Origin of the sequence: Sodalis sp. RH16 (assembly GCF_047324245.1) — a bacterium.
In the GTDB taxonomy this organism is placed as follows: domain Bacteria; phylum Pseudomonadota; class Gammaproteobacteria; order Enterobacterales; family Enterobacteriaceae; genus Acerihabitans; species Acerihabitans ligni.
This window is the reverse complement of record NZ_CP178737.1, coordinates 5778041-5796901: the sequence shown is the minus strand read 5'-3', so window position 1 is coordinate 5796901 and position 18861 is coordinate 5778041. Positions and strand designations below refer to the sequence as shown.

At 52.8% G+C, this 18861-nt stretch carries 16 protein-coding genes and 1 pseudogene; 10 read left to right on the top strand and 7 right to left on the bottom strand.

Translation table 11 applies throughout. From position 1 onward, the window contains the following. Positions 1-68: 68 nt before the first annotated feature. From ompC (ACL2XJ_RS26500) to ACL2XJ_RS26490, 3 genes are all read left to right on the top strand, one after another. Positions 69-1205, top strand: a complete 1137-nt coding sequence (gene ompC, locus ACL2XJ_RS26500) for a porin OmpC (RefSeq protein ID WP_132927308.1) — start codon at positions 69-71, stop codon at positions 1203-1205. Positions 1206-1953: 748 nt separating this feature from the next. Beyond that, positions 1954-3057 (top strand): porin OmpC, encoded by a 1104-nt coding sequence (gene ompC / locus ACL2XJ_RS26495; RefSeq protein WP_413725097.1) that lies wholly within the window; start codon positions 1954-1956, stop codon positions 3055-3057. Positions 3058-3222: 165 nt separating this feature from the next. Then, positions 3223-4224 (top strand): ABC transporter substrate-binding protein, encoded by a 1002-nt coding sequence (locus ACL2XJ_RS26490; RefSeq protein ID WP_413725096.1) that lies wholly within the window; start codon positions 3223-3225, stop codon positions 4222-4224. Here the strand turns inward: ACL2XJ_RS26490 and ACL2XJ_RS26485 are convergent. From ACL2XJ_RS26485 to ACL2XJ_RS26470, 4 genes are read right to left on the bottom strand one after another with little or no spacing between them, the layout of a single operon-like run. After that, the gene (locus tag ACL2XJ_RS26485) at positions 4206-5384 is read right to left on the bottom strand and encodes an iron-containing alcohol dehydrogenase family protein (RefSeq protein WP_413725095.1); all 1179 of its coding nucleotides are present in this window, start codon (positions 5382-5384) and stop codon (positions 4206-4208) included. The genes ACL2XJ_RS26490 and ACL2XJ_RS26485 overlap by 19 nt on opposite strands. An 18-nt stretch (positions 5385-5402) precedes the next feature. After that, on the bottom strand, positions 5403-6269 hold the full coding sequence (locus ACL2XJ_RS26480) for an ABC transporter permease (protein ID WP_132927316.1): 867 nt from the start codon (positions 6267-6269) through the stop codon (positions 5403-5405). A 24-nt stretch (positions 6270-6293) separates the two neighbouring features. After that, the gene (locus ACL2XJ_RS26475; RefSeq protein WP_413725094.1) at positions 6294-7142 is read right to left on the bottom strand and encodes an ABC transporter ATP-binding protein; all 849 of its coding nucleotides are present in this window, start codon (positions 7140-7142) and stop codon (positions 6294-6296) included. Between the two features lie 33 nt (positions 7143-7175). Beyond that, positions 7176-8180: an ABC transporter substrate-binding protein gene (locus ACL2XJ_RS26470; protein WP_203523464.1), complete on the bottom strand. Its 1005-nt coding sequence runs from the start codon at positions 8178-8180 to the stop codon at positions 7176-7178. 285 nt (positions 8181-8465) lie between these two features. Between ACL2XJ_RS26470 and ACL2XJ_RS26465 the strand changes: the two genes are divergently transcribed. The 4 genes from ACL2XJ_RS26465 to cbl all read left to right on the top strand — a co-directional run bounded on the left by ACL2XJ_RS26465 (position 8466) and on the right by cbl (position 12693). Then, complete coding sequence (locus ACL2XJ_RS26465; RefSeq protein WP_413725093.1) at positions 8466-9497, top strand: malate/lactate/ureidoglycolate dehydrogenase; 1032 nt, start codon at positions 8466-8468, stop codon at positions 9495-9497. Between the two features lie 53 nt (positions 9498-9550). Next, complete coding sequence (locus tag ACL2XJ_RS26460; RefSeq protein ID WP_132927324.1) at positions 9551-10552, top strand: D-cysteine desulfhydrase; 1002 nt, start codon at positions 9551-9553, stop codon at positions 10550-10552. A 6-nt stretch (positions 10553-10558) separates the two neighbouring features. Further along, positions 10559-11284 (top strand): aspartate/glutamate racemase family protein, encoded by a 726-nt coding sequence (locus tag ACL2XJ_RS26455; protein WP_132927326.1) that lies wholly within the window; start codon positions 10559-10561, stop codon positions 11282-11284. Positions 11285-11736: 452 nt separating this feature from the next. Beyond that, entirely contained in the window at positions 11737-12693 is a 957-nt protein-coding gene (cbl, locus tag ACL2XJ_RS26450) for an HTH-type transcriptional regulator Cbl (protein WP_132927328.1), read from the top strand. Between the two features lie 216 nt (positions 12694-12909). Here cbl and ACL2XJ_RS26445 read toward each other — a convergent pair whose 3' ends face one another. Both ACL2XJ_RS26445 and ACL2XJ_RS26440 read right to left on the bottom strand, forming a co-directional pair. Continuing rightward, a complete protein-coding gene (locus ACL2XJ_RS26445; protein ID WP_413725092.1) occupies positions 12910-14079 on the bottom strand; it encodes a M20 peptidase aminoacylase family protein in 1170 nt (389 codons plus the stop codon). Positions 14080-14221: 142 nt separating this feature from the next. Beyond that, entirely contained in the window at positions 14222-15070 is an 849-nt protein-coding gene (locus ACL2XJ_RS26440) for an oxidoreductase (RefSeq protein ID WP_132927332.1), read from the bottom strand. Between the two features lie 1735 nt (positions 15071-16805). Between ACL2XJ_RS26440 and ACL2XJ_RS26435 the strand changes: the two genes are divergently transcribed. From ACL2XJ_RS26435 to ACL2XJ_RS26425, 3 genes and pseudogenes are all read left to right on the top strand, one after another. After that, positions 16806-17009 carry a hypothetical protein gene (locus tag ACL2XJ_RS26435; protein WP_413725091.1) on the top strand — a complete coding sequence of 68 codons (204 nt, stop codon included), beginning with the start codon at positions 16806-16808 and terminating at the stop codon, positions 17007-17009. Continuing rightward, positions 16955-17305 (top strand): annotated as a pseudogene (locus ACL2XJ_RS26430) (DUF481 domain-containing protein). The gene ACL2XJ_RS26435 and the pseudogene ACL2XJ_RS26430 overlap by 55 nt, the downstream one beginning before the upstream one ends. Continuing rightward, positions 17223-17492, top strand: a complete 270-nt coding sequence (locus ACL2XJ_RS26425; RefSeq protein WP_413725090.1) for a DUF481 domain-containing protein — start codon at positions 17223-17225, stop codon at positions 17490-17492. The pseudogene ACL2XJ_RS26430 and the gene ACL2XJ_RS26425 overlap by 83 nt, the downstream one beginning before the upstream one ends. 100 nt (positions 17493-17592) lie before the next feature. Here the strand turns inward: ACL2XJ_RS26425 and ACL2XJ_RS26420 are convergent, their stop codons facing one another. Then, a complete protein-coding gene (locus ACL2XJ_RS26420) occupies positions 17593-18492 on the bottom strand; it encodes a class I SAM-dependent methyltransferase (RefSeq protein ID WP_413725089.1) in 900 nt (299 codons plus the stop codon). Between the last annotated feature and the right edge of the window lie 369 nt (positions 18493-18861).

Below are 18861 nucleotides of genomic sequence, written 5' to 3'. Positions count from 1 at the left end.
GACAGCATTGATACAGCACACAAAGTAAAATAGTGGCCAAAGATAATAAATATACCGAGGAAAAGAAAATGAAACTACAGGTTCTTGCCCTGTTGATTCCAGCGATGTTAGCTGCTGGTACGGCTGGTGCTGCAGAAGTATATAATAAAGACGGTAATCAGCTTGATTTGTTTGGATCCCTTCATGGATTGCACTATTTTTCTAACAACGATAGTGCTAACGGCGATCAGACCTACACCCGTATCGGTTTCAAAGGTCAAACGCAGATCAACGATCAATTGACCGGTTATGGCGACTGGGAATACCAGATAAACGGCCATGTGACTGAAGCGTCCGGTACCTCTGACGGCGGCAATTTTACCCGTTATGCTTTTGCCGGCTTGAAATTCGGCGACTACGGTTCAATCGATTACGGTCGTAATGACGGTATCCTTTACGATATCACCGCATGGACCGATATGCAGCCTGAATTCGACGGCTCCACCTATAGCGCCGACCAGTTTATGTTTGGTCGTTCTACCGGCGTCGCCACCTACCGCAATAATAACTTCTTCGGCCTGGTCGACGGCCTGAAGTTCGCTGTTCAATACCAAGGTGAGAATGGCGCTCCCGGTGAAACCGCCAACGGGCGTGATGTGCTGGGTCAAAATGGCGACGGTTACGGTATGTCGTTGAGTTACGATCTCGGCCTGGGCTTTTCCGTCGGCGGCGCGTTCATGAGCTCCAAACGTACCGACGAACAAAATGGCGTTGGTCAACCGGGCATCTCCGGTCGCGGCGACAGAGCCGAAGCTTATACCGGCGGCTTGAAATATAACGCCAACGGTTTTTATGTAGCGACGGAATTTACCCAGTCTTATAATGCTGCTCCGTTCGGTTCCAGTGATTCGGACGTATACGGTTATGCCAACAAGGCCCAGGGCTTTGAAGCTTATGCAGGCTATACTTTCGACTTCGGTCTGGTTCCGTTCGTCGGGTATAACCAGACTCGCGGCAAAAACATCGGCGCTGCCGGCGACGGCAATACCTATGATAACCAGGATCTGGTTAAATTTGTCGACGTGGGTGCGACTTACTACTTCAACAAAAATATATCGACCTATGTTGACTACAGAATCAACCTGATCGATAGCAGCCAGTTCACCGATGCAACCGGTATCAATACCGACGACATCGTTGCCCTCGGTTTGGTTTACCAGTTCTGATCAGCATTTCCATGCTATGGGCAACAGGGAGGGTTGCCCGTTCAGGTTGGATGGCCGGTATTTCGCGCTGTCCTACTCTCCTTCGTTTCAAGCTATCCTGACAAACTCCAGTGTTTCTCTCTGTCCTGACAATCCTTATCCCTTATCCCCTATCCCTCTGCATTATGGCATGCGGGTACCGCAATACCTCGTTATCGTCCAATGAAACTCACTGCAAAATTTATCTGTATCACATTAAATAATGCCATAATATTTATTAACCTTTATAGAACGAAATTTTCCCGCCAATAGCCGTACCCCTCTTTAAATAGAGCCGCCATGAAGATTTATGAGCGTGCTGATGAACGTTAGATAATCGCAGCCCAGCGGGTTAAATATGTCCGGCGTCAAAATGAATAACTCATTGCCTGTGCGTTTAGGTTTGACCGTTTACTATCCCCTCAAAGAATATTCTCCTTTTTTGCCGTCTAATTAAGCCAATAAAAAAAGCATAATGATCAATAATATTGAGTTGATATAAAAATATGCTATTCATAAAAAATGGAGTGTAAGATAAATAAATAGTCATTATTTATCAATGCCTTAACTCTGGTTTATGATTGGTCGACAAAAAGGAAGATCTACTACTAATAAATAGGTTGCCAAGTCTTTGCACCAGTGCGCAGAGGCCGGTTTAATCAGGTAAATAATGCCGGGGGAATACCTGTTTATTAAAGCGATGGCAAAAAATATTTATAGAGAGGTAATAATGAAACTACGACTTATTTCAATTATGGCGCCGGTAGCGCTTATTTCAGGAGTGGCCGCTGCCGCTGAAATATACAATTGTGATGGCAATAAATTAGATTTATTCGGTTCGGTTGTCGGCGTGCATTATTTTTCCTCTAATGAGAAAGCGAATGGCGATCTCTCCTACATGCGCTTGGGTTTTCGCGGCGAGACCCAAATAAGCGACGAGCTGACCGGCTATGGCCACTGGAAGTACCAAGGGGACCTGAATAAGTCCGAAGAGGAAAAAGACCAGCAAGGCTCGACCCTGCTGGGTTATGCCGGATTAAAATACGGCAAATTCGGCTCCCTTGACTACGGCCGTAACTTTGGCGTCCTGTACGACGTTCTTGCCTGGACGGATGTATTGCCGGAGCTCGGCGGCGATACCTACGGCGTCGACGATATGATGTCCAACCGCGGCAACGGCATGCTCACCTATCGCAACCGGCATTTTTTCGGCCTTGCGGAGGGGCTTCACTTCGCGCTGCAATACCAGGGCAAGAACCCGGAGAGCGGTAAGGCAGGCGAGGGCCGCGAAGTGATGGCGGCAAACGGAGACGGCTACGGCATGTCGCTGTCCTATGATTTCGGCGCGGGCATCAGCGCCGCCGGTGCCTTTAGCAGTGCCCATCGCACCCTGGGACAGCGGAATCTGGCCTATGGCCACGGTGGCGACAGGGCCAATGCCTATTCCGGCGCGTTGAAATTCGAAAAAGAGGCGGTTTATCTGGCGGCCATGTATACCCAGAGTTATAACCTGATGCGTTTTGGCGACACCAAGAAAACGGTGCATGGATTTGCCAATAAAGCGCGAAACATTGAACTGGTGGCGCAATATACGTTTGATTTAGGCTTAAAGCCCTCTCTGGCCTATGTACAGGCCCGTGGAGACGATATCGAAGGTTACGGCAGCCGGGATCTGCGGAAATATATTGATATCAGCACTTCCTACAACTTTAACAAAAACATGCTGGCCTATGTCGATTATCAAATTAATCTGTTGAGAGAGAATACGTTTTCCCGTGCCGCCGGAATACATCACGATAATATCGTTGCCGTGGGCATGACCTACCAGTTCTGAGGAACGGGTCGTCCGACGCGGGGCGCGACTCATGGATGAGCCGAGTAATAAAGCCAACACACATGAGACTTGAAGTATGGCGGGGATAAGGACTCGCATTGTTCAGGAATACCAGCTTTAATTGGGTATGATTAAAATCCCCAAAACGGTACAAGGCAACGTCTCATGAAAAAACGAGCATGGTTTACCGGTGCGGCTTTTGCTGCCTGCGCAATGCTGAGTTCAATGTTTATTACCTTGTCGGCGCAGGGCGCACCCGCACCGGTAAAAGTCACCTTTGTGCAAGAGTGGCCGGTGGCGGATGGTTTCTGGATACCCTGGACGCTGGGCAAAGCGAAGGGTTTCTATCTGGACGAGGGTATTGATCTGAATATCGTCGCGCCGCCCACCGTGGCCGATACCATGAAATTTCTCGGCACCGGCCGGGCTGAAGTAGCCTTCACCACGGTAATGGATATCATCTTCGCCAAGGAGCAGGGTGCGCCGGTTATTGCCATCGGACGTTATGGCATCGGCAACAACTGGGGTATTTTCACTCAGGAAGGGCATCCGCTTACCGTCAGCGAATTGAAGGGCAAAAAGATCGGCATCTACAACGATGCCTGGACGAAAGCGCAGCTCTCACTGGTCTTGAAAAGCGCCGGCATGACGCTGGACGATGTGAAGATGGTGGCGGCCGCGGATGATACCGTACCGCTGCTGCTGCAAAACCGCGTTGACGCCACCACCGGCATTACCAACGCCGAGGGCACCGAACTGGCGGTGACTGGAAAGCAGACGCCGGTCTTTATGCCCGCCACCGCCTACGGCGTGCCCGATACTCCCATCTTCATGTTCGCCGGCAACCAGCAGTGGCTGGATAAGAATCCGGCCCTGGCCAAGGCGTTCATGCGCGCCACCAGTAGGAGCATACGTTATGCCATCGCCCATCCGGGTGAGGCCGTCGCCGCGTTTGCCGCGCAATACAGCAAGTCCTTCGATGCCGATTTTGTTAAACGGCAATGGCAGGATACCATGGCGGTGCTGGGTAAACCGGACAGCGAGCAGCTAAAACTTAACGATCGCGCCTGGAGCGAACTCATCACTGCGATTACCGGGCTGGGCATCGTGAAGCAGGCGTTACCGCCCGCACAGTATTACACTAACGATTATTTGCCACTGGAGTAAGCGGCTTGCGGTTGCAATGGTCTTTCAGTCAACGCCGGGGCGACGTTTTCCTTGTCACCGGCCGGGCTCTCATCCGCTGAGTCATCCCCGGCAGCACTAAGCAACGCCTGCTCTATTCGTTCGGCGTTCATCGCGAAGGGCAGGCGGGCGGCAATGGCCGGGGCAATCTGCACGCCCTGGGCGATTTGCGCGGCGCGGCGCGCCACCGATTCGGTAACGCCCAGCTCGCGCAGCGTTAACGGCGTTGAAAACACTTTCAGTAAATTTAATAACCGCGCCCGCGACGGCGCGCCGGTGGTATCCAGCAAGGATTGTATTACCAATCCAAAGCCCACCAGTTCGCCATGCAGGAATCCATGCAGGTCGGGTTGGCGGGTGATGCTGTTGTGAATCCCATGTGCGACGCCGATACGCGTGATTTCATCACGCATGCTATTGGCCATGCCGGCCAGGGCAATAACGGCATCCACCACTTTTATTAATGCCGGTGTAACCTGGCGGGCCTGGTTGTCGGCGACGGCCTGTTCGCCAAGCTGTTCGAATATGTCCAGCGCCAGCTTCGCGGCCTGGGCCTTTAATATCAAGGAAAGACTGCTGTCATCCTGGCGCAGATAGGGTTCGAACTCATACCATTTCGCCAGGGCATCCACGATGCCGGCTTTCAGATAACGAACCGGCGTTTGGGCGATGATTTGACTGTCTACCAGCACCCATTCAGGGGTGCGTTGCAGCGGCATGGAGTTCAGGTGCGCGCCGGCCTCGGTATAAAGTACCGAAATCGGCGACCAGGCGGCGCAAGTAGCGGCAACGGTAGGCACGGTAATCAGCGGCAAACGTCCGCCGGATTCCGCTATTCCTTTTGCCGTGTCCAGCACTTTCCCGCCGCCGATGCCGATGATAAGCCTGATATCCTCGGCCGCCGCCTGTTCAGTAAAGGCGGCGATAGTCGCCGCGGTGCATTCGCCCTGCAGGAAGTAGCGCTGATACTGGATACCATGGGGGGCGAAGCTTGCCTCCACGGCCCGTTGCGTCGCCAGCCACGCCTTGGGGCTGGTGATAATCATGACGTTGTCGCGGCTGATAGGCGCGACATAATCGCCGATACGGGCGATAAGCCCCGGCTCGTTCAGGTAATTTTGCGGTGCTTTAACTCCAATCACGCTTTGCCTCTCTTAAAATTATTTCTGCATACCCCAGCGTTTTACCGTCACCCGTTCGAGGGTGGTAAATATCAGTCCTTCCACCAACAGCCCGATAATGATGACCGATATCAGACCGGCAAATACCCGGTCGGTAAAAAGTTCGTTGCGGTTTTGGAAGATATACCAGCCCAATCCCCCTTTACCGCTGGAGGCGCCGAATACCAGTTCAGCGGCGATAAGGGTCCGCCAGGCGAATGCCCAGCCGATTTTCAGGCCGGAGAGAATAGAAGGCAGGGCGGCGGGGATCAGAATGTACCAAACGTAGCGCAACCCGCGCAGCCCGTAATTTCTGCCGGTCATGCGCAGCGTATCGGATACCCCGAGGAAACCGGCATAGGTATTCAGCGCCATGGGCCACATCACCGAATGCACCAGCACAAAAATCAGACTATTTTCCCCCAGACCGAACCACAATAGCGATAACGGCAGCAGGGCAATGGCGGGCAGCGGATTGAACATTGAGGTCAGGGTGCTCAGCAGATCGCGGCCGATGCGGGTCGATACCGCCAGCGAGCTCAGCACCAGCGCCAGCACGGTACCGATGATATAGCCCTTGATAAGCGTGCCCAGTGAAAAGCCTATTTTGGTCGGCAGTTCCCCGCTGGCCATGTCCTGCATAAAGGCCTTCAGGGTCTGGATGAATCCCGGCAATAACAGGTCGTTGTTTTGCCAACGCGCCGCCCCTTCCCAGAGCAGTATCAACACCAGGATGATTACCGACTTGCGCAGCCAGGCCTGGTTCCACAGACGCGTCATCAACGGCAAGGGCTTTACCAGGGTCATTTTCCCCAGGGGGGGCAGATCATAAATATATTCCGGACGGACCGGCGGCTGAATACTCATACTATTTTCTCCCATACGGTCCGGTCATTTACCCACGACCTTGAAACGGGGTTTGGCCGTCTCGGCAGGGGCCGATGCGGGGCCGCTTTCCGGATCGCTGAACAACAGCTCATGGATCCGCTGCGCTGTCTGCTGGAAGTCGCTGCTGCCGAAATCATTAATGCCATACTGATGGCTGTTGATTTCCGCTCTGACCCGGCCGGGATGGGGGGACAGCAACAAAATCCGGCTGCCCACCACCAAGGCCTCTTCAATGGAATGGGTAACGAACAGCAGGGTAAAACGCACCTCTTCCCACAGAGCCAGCAGCTCTTCCTGCATTTTGCGCCGGGTTAGTGCGTCCAGCGCGGCGAAAGGCTCATCCATCAGCAGCACCTTCGGCTGCATCGCCAACGCGCGCGCAATGGCCACCCGCTGTTTCATGCCGCCGGATAAGGTATGGGGATAGGCATCGGCGAAAGCCGATAGGCCGACTTTATCCAGAAAATAGCGCGCATGTTCCCGGGCTTCGGCACGGTGCGCCTTGCCGCTGGCCAACAGCGGGAACATCACGTTCTCCAGCACGGTTTTCCAGGGGGGCAACTGATCGAACTCCTGAAATACCATCAAACGGTCCGGTCCGGGCTGGGTAACGCTCTGGCCTTCCAGTTCGATTCGCCCGCTTACCGCCGGTAAAAAGCCGCCTATGGCTTTCAGCAGGCTGGATTTGCCGCAGCCGGAAGGGCCCAGCAGCACAAACCTGTCTGCGGCAAACACCTCAAAGCCGACATTATGCGTGGCGCGAATTACCCGCTGGTGGGTATGGTATTCGAGATTCAATGCGTCGACCCGAAGCAACGGCGCCGCCGGGATGTGCTGAACGTTATGTGCCATTATGCAGGTCCTGTAACCGTTAAAAGCGAAAAATCAGCTGCCGGGCAGCGCGTAGGCTTCAGGGAAAAAGTAATCCTTCCAGGAACCGGCCTGATTTTTCAAAACGCCTAATTCATGTAATTTATCAGCATAAACAAAAGTCTTTTGCGGCGTGATAGTGAAGTCATTTTCCGGGTCGCTGATGATTTTCTCAATAAGCTCCAGCGGCAAATGGGATTTCTCTACCCGAATATAGGTTTCGGCCGCCTCATGTTTATTTGCCTTGATAAATTCTGCGGCTTCCGCCAACGCATCAAAAAAGGCTTTGTATGTCTTCGGGTTGGCGTCATGGAATTTTTCAGTGGTATAAAGCAGATTGAAAGTGCCTTTACCGCCCAGAACATCATAAGAGCTCAGGATCTTATGAATATTGGGATGCTCCAGCGCCTGATATTGGAACGGGGGGCTGGAAAAATGCGCGGTGATTTCGGAGCCGCCGGAGATAAGGGCGGCGGTGGCATCCGGATGAGGCAGACTGAGCGTGATATTGTCAAAGCGTTTATAATCCGCGTTCCCATAAATACGGGCGGTTTCAATTTGCAGGGTACGCGATTGGAAACCCACGCCCGCCGCCGGTACGGCGATACGATCCTTATCGGTCAAGTCCTTGATGCTTTTCACCGCCGGATTATTGCTGAGCAAATAGTTGGGCATGGAACCCAGAGAGGCGATAGCTTTGACATTTTGCTTACCGCGGGTACGATCCCATACCGTCAGGGCCGGCGGTACCCCGGCGCTCACCACATCCAGCGAACCGGTCAGCAGCGCCTCGTTCATGGCGGTGGCGCCGGAAATGCTGTGCCAATCCACCTTGATATCCAGCCCTTCCTGCTTACCGTATTTTTCAATCAGATGCTGATCCTGCACCACATCCAAAATCAGATAACCGATACCGAACTGCTGCGCAATGCTGATGGTCCCTTCAGCGTGGGCATTTATCGTACCCAATGATAAACCGAGCGCGACGACAAGGCCGGCTCGTTTAAAAAGTGAATTCATCGATTTTTCCTAAGATAAAGAAGATCTGTTTGGCCCATCATAAAGTCCAATGGTACTTCTTCCTAAAGTGTTTTTTGGAATAAATTAGAAGTAAATTCTTAGATAATATTTGGATTTACTTAGCGATATTTTAGCTAAGGGTAATTTGTGCGAAAGCGATCGCTGCTTAGCATTAATTTAACTATCCTTAGCATCTTATTGTCTTTTGGCGGAAAGTTCTTCGGCATTAAAGTTCTTCGGTTATTAGATATGGCCTAATTAGCCTTAATCATCGGAGTAAAACTTGTGCCCATTTTTCAGCACCAATTTTTGCGGGAGTTTCTGACCGCCCGCCTGACGGATATTCAGGTGGATCACGGCATCGCCACTCAGGTGGCGGATAATTTGGTGGAAGCCTGTTTAAAAGGACATGATTCCCACGGTGTCAGCATGCTGCCGCGCTATATCGCCGCCATTAGGGAAGGGGGATTGCATCCCCATGCCGACGCTGTGCTCACTCTTGACGCCGGGGCATTGCTCTCCTTTGACGGTGGGCAGGGTTTTGGACAGGTGGTAGGCCGCCAGGCCATGGCGCAGGGCATCGAACGGGCTAAACAGTACGGCGTAGCGGTGGTGGGGCTGGCCAACGCCCATCATCTCGGCCGGATCGGCGCCTGGGCGGAGCAAGCGGCCAAAGCCGGTCTGGTCTCCATTCATTTCGCCAACGTCAACAGCCGCTCGCCGGTGATGCCGTGGCAAGGGCAGAAGCCGCGGCTGGGAACCAACCCGTTCTGCGTCGGCATACCGGTGGACGGGGCCAGTCATCCGTTGGTCCTGGATTTCGCCACCAGCATTATCGCCGGCAATAAAGCCCGCATCGCCTGGAATGCCGGCCAGGAGTTGGCGCCCGGTTGTATTGTGGATGACCAGGGCCGGCCCGCCGTTGATCCGCGCTGGCTGATGGAAGAACCTTTCGGCGCATTGCTGCCGTTCGGCAAGCATAAAGGTTCCGGGCTGTCGGTCGTGTGCTCATTGCTGGGAGCGGCCTTGACCGGCGGCCTGACCGAGAGGCATGATAACCGCGATACGCAACGTATACTGAATAGTATGCTGTCGATTTTGATCGATCCCCACAAGCTGGGCGGGGCGGCGAATTATCAACAGGAGATCGCCGAATTGCTGGACTGGGTCCGCAGTTCCCGCGATGATGCCTCGCTTTTGCTGCCCGGCGACTCGGAACATGAAAAATATCAACAGCGGCTGGCGCTGGGGATTGAGGTCGACGACACCAGTTGGCGACAATTGGCGGCGCTGGCGGACATACCGGCCGGCCATTAATCCCAACCGACGAATGAGAATTTATTTCACCCCTTTATCAGGACAATAAGATTATGCATCTGGCCCGTTTTCCCCGACTTTCCCTTGGACAGTTCCCGACGCCGTTGGAGGCGTTGCCCAATCTGAGCCGCTATCTCGGCGGCCCCAACCTGTATATCAAACGTGACGACAGCACCGGCCTTGCCACCGGCGGCAACAAAACGCGCAAACTGGAGTTCCTGCTGGCCGATGCGCTGCAGCAAGGCGCCGATGTGGTAATAACCCAGGGCGCCACCCAATCCAACCATGTGCGCCAGACTATTGCCGGCGCGGCGAAAATCGGCCTGAAGACCCAGATACTGCTGGAAAAACGGGTAGAGCGGTTCGGTGAGGACTATCAACGCTCCGGCAACGTGCTGCTGGATAACCTGCTGGGCGGCGTTATCGTTGATCACCTGCCGGCCGGCACCGATATGCAGCAGGCCATGGAACGGTTGGCGTCAACCCTGCGTGAACAGGGCCATACCCCTTATGTTATCCCGGGCGGCGGTTCCAACCCCATCGGCGCCCTGGGTTATGTGGCCTGTGCCGAAGAACTGCTGTATCAGTCCAGCCAGCAGCGGCTGCGCATCGATCGGGTGGTGCACGCCACCGGCAGCACCGGGACCCAGGCCGGTCTGGTGGCGGGTTTGAACGCCAGCAACAGCGGCATACCGGTATTGGGCATCAGCGTGCGCGCGCCTAAGGCCAAGCAGGAAGAGAATGTTTATGCGCTGGCACGGGCCACCTGGCAACTGCTCGGCGCCCGCGGTGAATTGCCCCGCGAACAGGTCAGCGTCAATAGCGACTACGTGGGGGAAGGCTACGGATTGCCCACCGAAGGCACCCTGGAAGCCCTGCGCTTGTTGGCGCAGCTGGAAGGCATTTTGCTCGATCCGGTTTATACCGGTAAAGGCATGGCCGGTCTTATCGATTTGATCCGCAAAGGTCAATTCGGCAAAGATGAAAACGTGGTGTTTATCCATACCGGCGGTTCGGCCGGGCTGTTCGGCTATCGCCAGGTACTGGAACAATAGGCTGATATGAGCGGATTCCTGTTGGGTGTGCTGGGCGGTATGGGGCCTTTGGCTACCGTCGATCTGTTGCAGAAAATCATCGAGGAGACCCCGGCGCGGCGGGATCAGGAGCACGCGCCGGTGGTGGCCTGGAGCGTGCCGCAAATCGCGGACCGGCAGCGGGCGCTGGCCGGTACCGGGCCGTCGCCGCTGCCGGATTTGCTGCCGGCGCTAGCGCAGCTTAACCGGGCGGGCGCCAGCCATATCCTGATACCCTGCAATACCGCTCATTTCTGGTATCCGCAGTTGGCCGAGGCCAGCGCGGCGCCCATAGTGCATATTGCCGACGCCACGGTGGCGAGCCTGACGCAGGGGGCGGTGGCGCGGGTGGGGTTGATTGCCACTCAGGGCACCCTTGATGCCGGTTTGTTCCAGCAGAGATTTGCGGATATGGGGATTGCTACGCTGGAGCCGCTGCCGCAGGAGATGACCGATTGGTTCGTACCCGGCTGTTATGCGGTGAAGCGTGGTGAATTGCGGCGGGGCGGCGAGTTGTTGTCCTTGCTGGCGCAGGCGCTGATAGCGCGGGGGGCCGAGCGATTGGTTCTGGCCTGTACCGAGGTGCCGCCGGCGCTGGCGGCTATTGATTCCCCTTTGCAACAGCTCAGTATTGATCCTACCCGCGCTCTGGCCCAAGCCGCGGTGCGTTTGTGGGTGGCCTACCGGGATGGTGCCGGCGCGGTTTCCCTTTAATACGCATTGCCTTTCGTATGGACGGTTCATGCTACGGTGATAGCGGGCTTACCGCGCTGTGGGGCGCTCCGGCGGGCGGGAAAACCACGCCCGCTTCGGCCCCATCAGCACGGTTTCCCTTTAACACGCATTCCCTTTCGTATGGATGGTTTATGCCACGGTGATAGCGGGTTTCAGGGTTTTCGTGGTTTAGATAAAAAGAGCAATAGCTTAGATAAGTTTTGGCTGATTCTTCAGGGTTAAGGGCTGCTGAATGAGATTCTTTTTTCATTTTTGACGATGTTGATTTTAATTACTTGAAATCTGGCATGTTTTAATTAAATAGCTTCCTAATGGAAAATTTAATTTTCCCTTAGTATAAAAAACTATAAGTTACCTATTTTTCTTATTTGTCCCTTTATCACTTCCCCGGTATGAATATAGTTAAATTTAAGATAACGGAGGGGCGACGGGTGAACTTTCAACAGCTACGCATAATTCGGGAATCGGCCCGGTGCAATTATAATCTGACCGATGTGGCCAGTATGTTATTTACCTCCCAATCCGGTGTCAGCCGTCATATTCGTGAGTTGGAAGAAGAGTTGGGGGTGGAGATTTTTATCCGCCGTGGTAAACGTTTAATCGGTATGACCGAGCCGGGCAAAGCCTTGTTGACGGTGGCGGAACGCATCCTTAGCGATGCCAATAATATTCGCCGCATTGCGGATGTTTTCGCCAATAAAGACTCCGGCGAATTATCTATCGTCACTACCCATACCCAGGCACGCTATAGTTTGCCGGCGGTCATTAAAGAATTCCGCGAGCTTTATCCCAGGGTGCGGCTGGTGTTAAATCAAGGCAGTCCGGAGGAAATCGTCGCCATGCTGCAATCCGGTGAAGCGGATGTGGGCATCGCCAGTGAAAAGCTGATGAGCGAGGAGCAACTGGCGGCGTTTCCTTATTATCGCTGGCATCATACGATTTTGGTGCCTGAGGGGCATCCTCTGACCAAAGAAGCGGAAATTACGCTGGAAACCTTGAGCCAATATCCGCTGGTAACCTACCGGCGCGGCATTACCGGTCGTTCCCGGCTGGATATCGCCTTTCAGGCCGCCGGACTCAAACCGGAAGTGGTCTTAAGCGCCCAGGATTCCGATGTGATTAAAACCTACGTCGAGCTGGGTTTGGGGGTGGGCCTGTTGGCGGATATGTCCTATAACCGCGAACGTGATACCGGATTGGTGAGCATCAACGCTGAACATCTATTTGAAGCCAATACCGTCTGGCTGGGGGTCAAACGCGGCCAGCTGCAGCGTAAATACGCCTGGCGCTTTATCCAGCTGTGTAATCCGCAGCTGACCCTGACCGAAATTGAAGAACAAATCCTGGCGCCCTATAGCAGCGAGCCGGCATTAGATTATCAGATCTGACAATCAAAATGCCCGGTAAAACCGGCCATCAGACTGCTGACAAACGTACTCGGAGTCAAAAAGGGGACCGGTTGCCAGAAGAGTAAACCGTCCGCGCCAAGGATGGCGCGGATCGAGCCCCCAGGGACGGGTTCACGGCGTGTTTACGATCTGGCAGCCTGTCCCGACCAGGCACTTTGTCAACAAGCTCATGCCCGGTTTTACCGGGCATCCTTCTTAGGCTATCGATGCGGCCTGAAGGGCGGTCGGCTGCGATATCAGCGTCGCCAGCGCCCGATCCGCCAGGCGGGCGAAATAGGCCGCCGCCGGATAAATCAACTGTTCGGAAGGATTGAAGCGGGGATGGTGCAGACCGTATTCACTGGCCGACCCTATGCTGACAAAGGTGCCCGGCACCTGCTGCAAATACAGTGAAAAATCTTCGCCGCCCATCTGCAATTCCGCCTCCTGTACCTGATAGCCCGCCTCGGCGGCCACCTGCTGGCTGAACTGTGCCCAATAGGCGGTATTGACCACCGCCGGCGGTCCCGGATACCAGCTGAGCTCCGCTTCGGCTCCCATGGCGCTGGCGACGCCGCCAATCACCCGGTTGAGTATATCCGGCACCCGCTCGCGAATTTTCGCATTATGGGTCCGTACAGTACCCTCCAGCTCTACCGTTTGCGGCAGAACGTTCCAGGTATTGCCGCCCTGGATACGCGTCACGCTGACCACCAGGGATTCCAGCGAGCTGAAATTGCGGCTGGGCAGGGTTTGCAGTGCATTGACAATCTGACTGGCGGTAACAATGGTGTCGATACCCTGCTCGGGTTTGGCCGCATGGGCGCCTTTGCCGGTCACCGTGATTTGAAAACGATCGATATGCGCATAAAAAGCGCCGCTGCGGGTGGCAAAGGTGCCCACCGGTAACTCCGGGGCATTATGCATACCGAATACCGCAGAGACGTTGGCCAATGCTCCGGCTTCAATCAAATGGCAGGCGCCATTGAAGTTCTCCTCCGCCGGCTGGAAGAAAATCCGCACCGTACCGGGCAAGGTCGCTTCCCGCTCTTTTAGCAGCAATGCCGCGCCGAGCATCACCGAGGTATGAACATCATGGCCGCAGGCATGCATCACCCCGTCATGGTGCGAACTGAACGGCACGCCGGAGATCTCCTGAATCGGTAACGCATCGATATCGGCCCGTAACGCGATAATGGGACCGGTAGCCGGCCCGATTTCCGCTACGACCCCGGTGGTCAGTCCCAGCGGCAAAATACGGATGCCCGCCTCTTGTAACCAACGGGTAATTTTTTCAGTGGTGGCGAATTCCTGGTTTGAGAGCTCAGGATGGGTATGCAGTTCGCGTCGACAATAAATGAGTTTTTCAGCAAGTTCGCCAGACATGGGCCAGGACCGTTTTATCAGAATGAGAATTTATCTTAGCGGGTAATATTAAAAGTCGGTAAATACTGTTCGGTTATATTACATAGCCATCGGGTATGACTATCGAGAATCGGCCCGTTGCGGGGCGGGCCGGTGATTTAGCTTATGCTTCCGGCGGAAAATCCGCCCCTTTGGTGACCTCGGCCCAGCCGTCAAAATCCCGCTGCAGCAGCTGAATCTTTTTATAGGCATTCTCCAATGCCGGTTTACCCAGCAGCAACCGCAGCGGCGGTTGTTTGGCTTCCACCGCCTTTACAATGGCTTTCGCGGCGCGCACCGGATCTCCCATCTGCTTACCGCTGCCGCCGCGGCTTGCCCGCGCCCTGCTATGGGCGGTCTCGGCATAATCGGCAATGGTCTGCGGCGCTTCGCTGGCCGATCGGCCGGCCCAATCGGTACGGAAAGGACCGGGCTCGACGATGAGGACATTGATGCCCAGCGGCGCCACTTCCTGCGACAGCGACTCGGAAAGCGCTTCCACCGCGAATTTGGTGGCGTGGTAGAAACTCAGCGACGGGAAGGTGGTGATGCCGCCGATGGAGGAAATATTCACTATCGTACCGCTGCGCTGCTTGCGCAGGGTCGGCAATACCGCCCGGCTCATGGCGGTCAGGCCCCAGACATTGATATCGAACATCCGGTGTACGTCTTCCATCCGGCTCTCTTCAAACGAACCGAAATAACCGATGCCGGCGTTATTCACCAAAACGTCGATCCGGCCAAAATGCTTCAGCGCGGCGCTGACGGCTTCGTCAATCTGATCCTGCTGCGTCACGTCCAGCTTCAGCACCAGGGCACTTTCCTCATGGCCGGCGATGACATCCTGTACCTGATCGGTATTACGCGCCGTCACCACGGTAGGATAGCCCAACGACAAGGTAAGTCCGGCCAGCTCACGGCCAAAGCCGGTGGAACAGCCGGTAATGAACCATACTGGTTTTTGTTGTGTCATTTTCATTCTCCAGGTCGCTCAAGGTAATAATAACTGTAAAGCATAGTGTATTAAGCCGACAGGAGTTGCAACCGGTCAGCACTGGAGAAACCCGTCGCGGCAAGGTATTTACACCATGAGCTTGCTGGCATGTCAATTTATATAATTTATTGAATTAATTATAAAATATTTTCATATCAAACCTGCGGAGAATAGGGTGTGGGGAAAAATGAAACGCAATTTTATTTACTAATTGTCATGATTCATTATTGCCTTGGTTTGCCACGCTACCGCTTTTCAGTCTGTTGTGAAGAGTGGGTTAACCGAGCTGTTTTGGGGCAGTGGGGCCTTTTGCCGATGGCTGGTGATCCCCTTGAGTTGCGACGGGTTTAGAATCCAACGCCAGGTTCATCGATGGAGCCGCTTTATGCAGCTGGAAGAAAGCCCTGACCGGCAGATTATTTGAGGTCGCGAGGGGTCGCGTTTGCGCATCGTCAGCATGCGGCACGGAAGGCAGATGAGAAGAGTTAATGGATGACCGCGAAGCGCCGGACAGGGGTATCGATGAATTGGTAGCCGAGCTGAACCCGTGAGGGGCGTTGATGGATGTGTGGTGATGAGCTCCGTTGCAATTGTAAGGGTCACTAAAAGTGCCTGAGTTAATGGAAGAGAAGTTATTCATATGCACATACTCCATTTTAGTGAGGGTCTACGGCGTGATAACAATCTTTGGGCGCTACGCTATAAAGTTAGGTGTACATAACTGCTACATCCAAGTAGATAATCAGGCAGAAAAGATAAATATTAGGATAACAGTAATGAGAAAAAGGGGACGGGCATCAATGCATTGAGGCGGAGTATCTTCTGGATAGCAACAAGAAGCCTAATCAGGGGGGTTTTGGTCCCAACGGTCAAAAAAGTTCGAAAGTGATTTCCGAAAAGGACATATAACGCTAAACATTCCGATGACAGACAGTTCGGAACTGTGATAATTATCACTGACTTTTATTAAGAATAATCTTATTATAATACCATCCTTCACAGAGCTACCGCCTTGAACATAATCAAGAGCGCCGGAGATAAGCGCCGGAAAGGATAATCCCTTTTAGCCAAGCCCTGTTCATTGATGGGGCTTTTTTTCCTCAGAAAAGCGCATCGGCTACTTACCTCCTCGAAAGAGGGAGTACAGCAAAGGTTGTCGGTGCGCTTCTCTGTCAACGCACCAATTCTGTCATCGCACCAATAAAGTTATCCTGCCGTCAGGCAGCATGTATTTTTGTCATGCGTACATAAATGTTACAAAGCCGATGATCACCAAAACCAGTGCGGCTAGAAATGCAATGTCGTTGGTTCGCAGCATATGTCACCTCCATTCCATGCTTTAATCATGGCCTGGATTCGCGCCGGTGGCTGTGACAGCCAAAGCAATTTGTAAAAAACGCCCATTATCCTGCAGGAGTTACTCGTGAGAAAAAAATTTAATATACGGGCTCTATACTCTCGCACAGGCATTGTTGACGAGTAACGTCTCCACCGTTTACACAATCCTGTTGATTATGTTCATGATAAATTTATCTATTATTATTATCAGTTGAATAATATTAAGCACGATTATGAACCTCTTTGCCCGATTTTGGCCCGTAGCCGTACTCATGGTTTGCCTGTTCTTTATCATGATACCTGTGGTATCGGCATTTGCCGATACCGTCTTTCTCAAAAATGGCGATCGGATAAGAGAACGAATAAAGACGTGCCCATGGCAACAATCCGTCAGTTCGTCAAACCCAAGGCGCACGTTACCGACCTGGTGTGGAATGGCAATGCCCATATCGGCGCTAATCTGCAAAAATCTTCAACGCGCAGCCAGAACTATGCACTGGATTTTAACGGCAAACTGAGCCACGCATGTGGCGCCATGATTTCGGCGGCGCCTGTAATCGCGAAACGGAGAATTCTATAGTAAATACAAACAATTATAGTGCGCGTTACTCCCTCGACCATTTTATTAATCAGCAAATGTTCTGGCAAGGCCGAGTGGTATTCAAACGTGACTGGGTTGAAGATCTTTCACGGTAATTTCTCGTCGGTACCGGTCCCGGCTATCAGTTTTGGGACAATGAACTGGGGGCCTTTTCTTTAACGGCCCTGCTTGGCCGGGTTAACTACCTTTATAATGATGGTGAAAGGATCATTTTCCGCCGCCGGTATTCGCTGGGATTATGGCCGTTTTATCTTCGGCAAGCGCTTGGAGTTTAATGCTCGCGGCGAATTCGTCCACTCATTGTCCGGCGATACGTCGAGCCTGGATGCCGACACAGGTATACGGTATAAACTCACCGATCGCGCCACGCTGAATCTCTCCTATGGCCATGATCAGGTCACCGGCACAAGAGACAGTCTTAACGAGCGAACCCTCACCACCGGCCTTGGCGTAATATGGTAAGCGATTAAAACGCGGCGGTACTCGCTGTGTCTGCCCACCAAGAACGGTAGCAAGGTGCGATTTGAACATTGGAAAGCTTCGCCCTTTGCGATGGCAACAATCATGCTTCATTTATTCTTTCCGCAAGTACCCAGGCCACGGAATTCATAACATTCCCATGGCATACACCGTCCCGGTCGGTGAATTGGTTGAGCTCCATATCCCGTGAAGTCATTTCATCGAGCACCTTTAGCCGGTAGGGCTGTAAAAATACAGCCAGCGTGTCTTTTTCGATACCAAATCGCCAGGGTTCCCCCACGGTTCTTACCTCAGCGATGCATTCAGCCTCGTTATAACTGCCATACTCACCACTAATGACTTCAGCATAGGCATAATCGAAAAAAAGCCGGCATTGCCCGGCTGCAACTTGGCTGATGGTGTGCAAAATGCTTTTCATCTGTTGTGGGGCAAGGTACATGGTGAGTCCCTCAAGTAGAAAAAAACATCTATCTTTAATAGATAAATCAATACCTTGTATCCATTCAGCAAAAGAGTAGTCTGAAAAATTGATGGGAACAAAGTTGACGTTCTCGGGATAATCAATATTAATTTTTTTCAGAAGCCGTCGTTTGTTGTACTGCATATCCGGATGATCGCATTCATACACCAGACAATTTTTTAGCGCTTCTTGAAAGCGAAACGCCCGTGAGTCATAACCGGCGCCCAATATAAACACACGGGATGTTCCGGCTGGCAGAGTACAGAATAAATTATCGATATAGCGGGTTCGGGCGACAACATATTCATAAATTCCGGCCGGCAGCATGGGATTGAAACCATCAAATCCCAGGACAAAAGACTTATGCATGATTGATAAAAAAGAATTCAGTGAGTGGCTTATCAGAACGGAAACATAGTCGTCACTTTTAAAAAATTCTCTTTTTTCATTGAAGGATTTTGCTCGTAGAAGGCATACCATCTCGGCGGTGGTGGAGAAAAAAGGTTTGGCTTTATTGGTCATATATAAACCTTTTGCAAGGGGGTTGAAAGTAATAAGGCCTGGATATTTTTACTGTCAGTTTATTGATAAACAGGATGCACTTTTAGGCTGGGAATGTAGTGATCAGGCTCTCTGCTTTGAAAATTCCGACTTGGGGAAAATTCAGTAATTAAAGGGGACGCACTAAAAATGCTGAGTGGCTTTTCCTATCCAAATCCAAGGCATAAAAAAATCAACCCTGATGGATTTTTTTTCTTGAAATGGATTGGTCGGTATGAGAGTATTTGAACTTACAATCCCAAATACAGCGAGTTATTTTCCGTAAAACCCTGTGACGTGGGCCAGAAATCACGGTAGCTATCAACGAAGTTCTCACTAGGGCCGGTGTTG

Bases quoted from the DNA above. Each gene is read 5' to 3' on its own strand.
- ompC (WP_132927308.1), top strand. From the start codon at position 69: ATGAAACTACAGGTTCTTGCCCTGTTGATTCCAGCGATGTTAGCTGCT.
- ompC (WP_413725097.1), top strand. From the start codon at position 1,954: ATGAAACTACGACTTATTTCAATTATGGCGCCGGTAGCGCTTATTTCA.
- ACL2XJ_RS26490 (WP_413725096.1), top strand. From the start codon at position 3,223: ATGAAAAAACGAGCATGGTTTACCGGTGCGGCTTTTGCTGCCTGCGCA.
- ACL2XJ_RS26480 (WP_132927316.1), bottom strand. From the start codon at position 6,269: ATGAGTATTCAGCCGCCGGTCCGTCCGGAATATATTTATGATCTGCCC.
- ACL2XJ_RS26475 (WP_413725094.1), bottom strand. From the start codon at position 7,142: ATGGCACATAACGTTCAGCACATCCCGGCGGCGCCGTTGCTTCGGGTC.
- ACL2XJ_RS26470 (WP_203523464.1), bottom strand. From the start codon at position 8,180: ATGAATTCACTTTTTAAACGAGCCGGCCTTGTCGTCGCGCTCGGTTTA.
- ACL2XJ_RS26460 (WP_132927324.1), top strand. From the start codon at position 9,551: ATGCATCTGGCCCGTTTTCCCCGACTTTCCCTTGGACAGTTCCCGACG.
- ACL2XJ_RS26455 (WP_132927326.1), top strand. From the start codon at position 10,559: ATGAGCGGATTCCTGTTGGGTGTGCTGGGCGGTATGGGGCCTTTGGCT.
- ACL2XJ_RS26445 (WP_413725092.1), bottom strand. From the start codon at position 14,079: ATGTCTGGCGAACTTGCTGAAAAACTCATTTATTGTCGACGCGAACTG.
- ACL2XJ_RS26440 (WP_132927332.1), bottom strand. From the start codon at position 15,070: ATGACACAACAAAAACCAGTATGGTTCATTACCGGCTGTTCCACCGGC.
- ACL2XJ_RS26435 (WP_413725091.1), top strand. From the start codon at position 16,806: ATGGCAACAATCCGTCAGTTCGTCAAACCCAAGGCGCACGTTACCGAC.
- ACL2XJ_RS26425 (WP_413725090.1), top strand. From the start codon at position 17,223: ATGATGGTGAAAGGATCATTTTCCGCCGCCGGTATTCGCTGGGATTAT.
- ACL2XJ_RS26420 (WP_413725089.1), bottom strand. From the start codon at position 18,492: ATGACCAATAAAGCCAAACCTTTTTTCTCCACCACCGCCGAGATGGTA.